The organism is Kitasatospora sp. NPDC056651 (assembly GCF_042792155.1).
Taxonomy (GTDB): Bacteria; Actinomycetota; Actinomycetes; order Streptomycetales; family Streptomycetaceae; genus Kitasatospora.
In genome coordinates this window covers 1-5588 of sequence record NZ_JBHTWX010000205.1, presented here as the reverse complement: position 1 = coordinate 5588, position 5588 = coordinate 1, and the positions used below count along the sequence as shown (strand labels likewise).

Annotated in this window: 5 protein-coding genes; all 5 read right to left on the bottom strand. The window is 75.7% G+C overall.

The genetic code is table 11. The annotated features are described in order from the left end of the window. Window positions 1-818 (bottom strand): DUF4184 family protein (locus ACFRAR_RS38160; RefSeq protein WP_380704957.1); only part of this gene is annotated, 818 nt, incomplete at its 3' end. A 152-nt stretch (window positions 819-970) separates the two neighbouring features. Next, on the bottom strand, window positions 971-2038 hold the full coding sequence (locus ACFRAR_RS38155) for an NUDIX domain-containing protein (RefSeq protein ID WP_380704955.1): 1068 nt from the start codon (window positions 2036-2038) through the stop codon (window positions 971-973). Window positions 2039-2450: 412 nt separating this feature from the next. Next, window positions 2451-3320, bottom strand: a complete 870-nt coding sequence (locus tag ACFRAR_RS38150; protein WP_380704953.1) for a C40 family peptidase — start codon at window positions 3318-3320, stop codon at window positions 2451-2453. A 281-nt stretch (window positions 3321-3601) separates the two neighbouring features. Beyond that, the gene (locus tag ACFRAR_RS38145) at window positions 3602-5023 is read right to left on the bottom strand and encodes an AMP-binding protein (protein WP_380704951.1); all 1422 of its coding nucleotides are present in this window, start codon (window positions 5021-5023) and stop codon (window positions 3602-3604) included. Between the two features lie 244 nt (window positions 5024-5267). Beyond that, on the bottom strand, window positions 5268-5588 hold a 321-nt coding region (locus tag ACFRAR_RS38140; RefSeq protein WP_380704949.1), incomplete at its 5' end, for an electron transfer flavoprotein subunit alpha/FixB family protein.

The following is a 5588-nucleotide window of genomic DNA, read 5'->3' as shown; positions in this document are numbered from 1 at the left end:
CGCCGCGGGCGGGGGGCCGCCACCACGGCCGCGTAGCCGACCACGCCCACCGCGAGCCCGGCCCCGGCGCCGAAACACACCTCCGGCACCAGGTTCCGCCGCAACGGGCTGAGCCGGTGCAGCACCCCGGCGGCCGTCGCCGCCCCCAGCACCGCGACGGCCGCCCGCCGGGCCCTCGGCGCGAGCCGCACGGCCGGCCGCACCGGCTCGGCGGCCCGCACCGCGCGCGCCGCCCAACCACCCAGCGCCGCCAGAGCGAGCGCCGAACTGCCGTACTGCAACGCCTCGTACAGCGGGACACCGGCCACCGGCCGGTCCAGTACGGGCAGCAGCCGCACACCCAGCCGGTCCCCGTGGGTGAACGCGTCCCAGCCGACATGCGTGGCCGCGCCGATCGCCGCCGAGGCCGCGAACCACACCGCGCCACCGCCCCCGCCGACCACCACACCCGCATCCCCGACGTCTCCGGCGCCCGCGCCCCCGCCCGCACCCCCGCCCGCACCCGCACGACGGACCGTCAGCGCCTCCGCAGCCCCCGCCCAGCGTTCGGGCAGCAGCGCCACCACCGGCCCGCGCAGCAGACCGTGCCAGCCGGCCACCAGCGCTCCGGCGATCGCCACGTCCAGCGTCGGCACCGCCCACCAGCGGTGCGTCAGCCCGCCGTGGCCGTACACCCCGGGCACCAGGGACTCCGCGAAGAACGGCACGTCCGGCGCCATCGACCCGGCGACCAGCGCCGACGCCACCAGCGGCCCGCGCGCCCCGGCGGCACGCAGCAGGGGCAGGACGGCGGCGGGATGGCTCAGTGTGAACGGCATGCCCCCATCCTCCCGCCCGCGCCCGCCGCCTCGCGAACCGGGAGGCGCGCCCGGAAGCAGCCCCGCCCGGCGCGCCCGGGAACCTCCGCCCAGCCCCGCCGGACCTGGCCCGGTCCCGCCAGACCTGGCCCGGCCCGCGCCCCCTACGCCCCCTACGCCGCGTCCGCCGTCCTTGCCAGCCCCGCGGCCACCCGGCTCCCCGCCTCCAGGTACCGCAGCTCACCGCTCCGCCGCGCGTCCAGCGCGGCCGCCAGCCGCCGGTAGCGCCCGGGCGGCAGCAGCTCGCCCGCCTCGTCCAGAGTGACGAAGCGCCAACCGCGCAGCTCCTCCTGCTGGAGCAGGAGGCTCTGCCTGCCGGCCGCGTCCAGCAGCCCGCCGTCGTACATCAGCCGCAGTCCGCCACGGCGAGGGCCCGTGCGCGGCTCCCAGTCGACGGCGAGCAGGCGCAGCGCGGAGGAGTCCAGGCGCAGGCCCAGCTCCTCCGCGGTCTCGCGCAGGGCCGCGTCGGTGGGGGCCTCGCCGCGCTCGACCACGCCGCCGGGGAAGTCCCAGTCCGGCTTGTAGACGGGGTCGACGAGCAGCACCCGGTCCTGCTCGTCGAAGAGCAGGACGGCGGAGGCCACGGTGTCCCCGGTCGGGTCCGGGGTCTGGACGATGGGGCAGCGGGCGGCACCGACCCGGACCAGCTCGGCGATCCGGAGCGCGGTCTCCCGGGGGGAGAGCGTGCCGGTGTCGATCATCCGGGCGTCCCCGACCAGCCAGCGGCGGGCGGCGCGATAGGCGGGCAGGTGTTCGAAGCACCAGGCGCGTACCCGCTCGCTGGCCTCCGGATCGCCGGGACACTCCTCGCGGTGGGCTATACGGTCACGCAGGATCGTTTCTTCAGGGTCCAGTGCGAAGTGGTGCACCGCGATCCCGTGCGAGGCCAGGTCGCCGAAGATCTCGTCCCGGTAGTCCTCCCTGAGCAGGGTCATCGGGACCACGAGCGGCCCCCCGACCTCGGCGAGCAACGCCGCCGCCGTCTCGGGGACGAGCCGGCGCCAGGCGGCCAGGTCCTGGAAGTCGGAGACCGTCGCCAGCCGGTCGGCCGGGAGCAGTCGGCGCAGGCCGAAGCCCACCAGCTCGGGATCGAAGAGCACGCTCCCGGGCAGCAGTTCCACCAGCTCGCGGCAGGCGCTCGTCTTGCCCGCCCCGAATGTGCCATTGACCCAGACGATCACAACGTCCCCTGCCCTCGACTTCCCCCGATGCGGTTCGCACCGGGCGGCGCCCCCGTCAGCCGAACCAGCGCCACCCGTGGTGGTACCCGCACCACGCCGCTCCCCATGCCTCCCGGTCGCGCCCGCCCACGTGCCCCGACCCGCCCCGTGCCGGCGGCATGTGCCCAGGTCAGACACCCGGGAGTGAGGAAACGCCAGCCGGTCTACCGGAAAATTGCACCCCTTGGCCACTGCTCGGGCACAGGACGCCAGGTGGGTCGACTTCTCCCGCACGCCCCGCTCGTACGCCCCTCGCGCCCCTCACTCCCCCGACTGGGCGATCCCGCGCCCCGTGGTGCACGCCCCGCGCACGGAAGCGCCCGTCGGGGGCACCGGACGGACCGGCGCCCCTGACGGGCGGACCGACCGGCCGCTACGGCCGCCCCATGTAGGCCGGGTAGTAGCCGCTGCTGATCTCCGAGACCCGGATGTTGGTCCCGGGCCGCGCGGCCTCGACGTAGTCGTTGTCACCCAGGTAGATCGCCACGTGCTGGATGCCCCTGGGCGTCCCGTCCGGCGACCAGAACAGCAGGTCACCGCGGCGCAGCTGACTCGCGCCGATCGGCGTGGTCGCCGCGTACTGGTCGTTGGCGACGCGCGGCAGGTCGATGCCGCCGCGTCGGAAGGACTGCTGCACCAGGCCCGAGCAGTCATAGCCGTCCGGCCCGTTGCCGGCCCGGCGGAACGGCACGCCCAGCTGGGAGAGCGCGAACTGCACGGCGGTCTCGACGTCGCGGTCCTCCGCGACCGAGTCGTTGAAGTAGGCCGGGCGCTCGTCGTCCGAATCGGAGCCGCCCCCGGTGCGGTCCAGGTAGATGTCGTAGTGCGAGGTCCAGCGCCACTCGCCCTTGCTGTTGCGGAACCAGTAACGCTCGCCGTCCCAGCCCTGCTTGATCCCGCCGGAGGATCCGGCCGAGGACTTGGCGGCGGACGGGGATCCACCCCCGGTGCGCGCCGCGTACACGCTGTAGTGCGAGGTCCAGCGCCACTCCCCCTGGCTGTTCTTGAACCAGTACCGCGAGCCGTCCCATCCGGCGTGCGCCGGAGCGGCCTCCGCGGCCGCGGGGCCGACGCCGGTACCGAGGCCGATCACGCCCGCCCCGGTCGCGATCACGGCCACCATGGCTATCCCCCGACGGAGCCGCGCGGTGCGGGACGGACGGGGGGCAGGAGCGGTGGCAGCGTCCTGCTGCCCGGTCGGTTCGCCGGCGACGGCCGGCGCGCCGGTGTTGACGGTGGTCATCGTGCTGACTTCCTTCACTGCTGCGAGTTGCTGTGACCGGCCACGACTGGCCGTGCTGTCCGGCGGAGCCGCCGCCCGGCACGCCGCGGCTTCCGGTCCTGCGACCGGGAGCCGCGGCGCGTTCGCCCAGCGATTCGGTTCTGCCTGCGTGTCACGTTAGGCACGCGTCCGCTCACAGTGCGCAGTGGAGTGCGCCAATGGAAGGGTCACGGGTCGTGAGCACCAACGGCGCATCAGGGTGAACGTCCGTCATCGCCGACGGCGTCCGGCCGCCCCTTCCGTCACCGGCCGCCGGCCTCCGCCAGCAGCTGCTTCTTCAGCACCTTCCCCAAGGCGTTCCTGGGCAGTTCGGGCACCAGGACGACCCGGCGCGGCCGCTTGTGCACCGAGAGCCGCTCCGCCACGAAGGCCGTCAGCTGGTCCCCCGTCACGGCGCCGTCCGCGATCACGTACGCGACGATCGCCTGTCCGAGGTCATCGTCCGGCACGCCGACCACCGCCGCGTCGGCGACCGCCGGGTGGTCCCGCAGTGCGGCCTCCACCTCGCCCGCGCCGATCCGGTAGCCGCCGCTCTTGATCAGGTCCACCGAGGCACGGCCGACGATCCGGTGGAACCCGTCCGTGCCGATCACCGCGACGTCCCCGGTGCGGAACCAGCCGTCCGCCGACCAGGCCTCGGCGTCCGCGTCCGGCCGGTTGAGGTAGCCGCTGAACAGCGTCGGGCCGGCCACCTGGAGCTCGCCGACGCTCTCCCCGTCGTGCGGCACCGGCGCGCCGTCCTCACCGACCAGCCGGGTGCGGACCCCGTCCAGCGGCAGCCCGACGCTGCCGGGCCGCCGCTCGCCGTCCGCCCGGGTGCTGACGGTGATCAGTGACTCGGTCATCCCGTAGCGCTCGATCGGGGCGTGCCCGGTGAGCGCCGTCATCTTCTCGAACACCGGGACGGGCAGCGGCGCGCTGCCGGAGACCAGCAGCCGCGCCGGGGCCAGGCGGGCGGCGGCCTCCGGGTCCGCCGCCAGCCGGGACCAGACGGTGGGCACGCCGAAGTACAGGCTGCCGCCCGCCGCCGCGTAGCCCGCCGGGGTGGGCCGCCCGGTGTGCACCAGCGCGCTGCCGGTGCGCAGGGCGCCGAGCACGCCGAGCAACAGCCCGTGCACGTGGAACAGCGGCAGGCCGTGCACGAGGGTGTCCTCGGCGGTCCACCGCCAGGCGGCGGCGAGGGCGTCCAGGTCGGCGGCGACCGCCTCGCGCCGGATCACCGCGCCCTTGGGCGCGCCGGTGGTGCCCGAGGTGTAGAGCACGAAGCCGGTCGACTCGGCGGCCGGCTCGGCGTACGTGGTGGTGGAACGCTGCCCGGGGTCGACGGGCAGCCCCGCCACCGAGGTGCCTTCCGGCAGTGCCTCCCCGGCGGCGTGCGCGAGCAGGGCCGCACCCGAGTCCCGCAGGATGTGCTCGCGCTCCTTGGGGCCCGAGTCCGGCGGCAGCGGCACCACCGGGACGCCCGCCAGCAGGCCGCCGACCACGGCGGTGACGGTCTCGACGGTGGGCCGGGCGAGCACCGCGAGCGCCGGGGCACCGGCCACCCGGTCGGCGACGGCGGTCGCCGCGCCCAGCAGTTCCTCCCGGGAGAGCGTCCGACCGTCGATCCGCAGCGCGTCCGCCGCGTCGCCGAAACCGCCCTGAAGTGCCGTCAGCAGTGCCATGCCACCGTCCTCGCCTCGTCCCAAGCCACCGCGCCGCGCCCGTGCGCCGCGCGCTCACCGCGCGCGCCCGGCTCCGGGTCACGCGCCCGCGCAGACTCTACGGGCCGCCGCCCCGCCCACCCCGTTCCGGGGACGCCGGACCGGGACCGGGCACGGCCAGGCACCCCAGGCGCCGTCGGAGAACGCCGGAGGGCGCGGCACCGAGTACCACTCGGCGCCACGCCCTCCGAAGCTTCCGCGGGGATCAGGCCTTGCGGGCCTTCACCTCGGCGGTGAGCTGCGGCAGCACCTGGAAGAGGTCGCCGACCACGCCGTAGTCGACCAGCTCGAAGATCGGGGCCTCGGGGTCCTTGTTCACGGCCACGATGGTCTTCGAGGTCTGCATGCCGGCCCGGTGCTGGATGGCGCCCGAGATGCCCGCCGCGACGTAGAGCTGCGGGGAGACCTGCTTGCCGGTCTGGCCGACCTGACTGCTGTGCGGGTACCAGCCGGCGTCCACGGCGGCGCGCGAGGCACCGACCGCACCGCCCAGCGCGTCCGCGAGCTCCTCGACCACGCCGAAGCC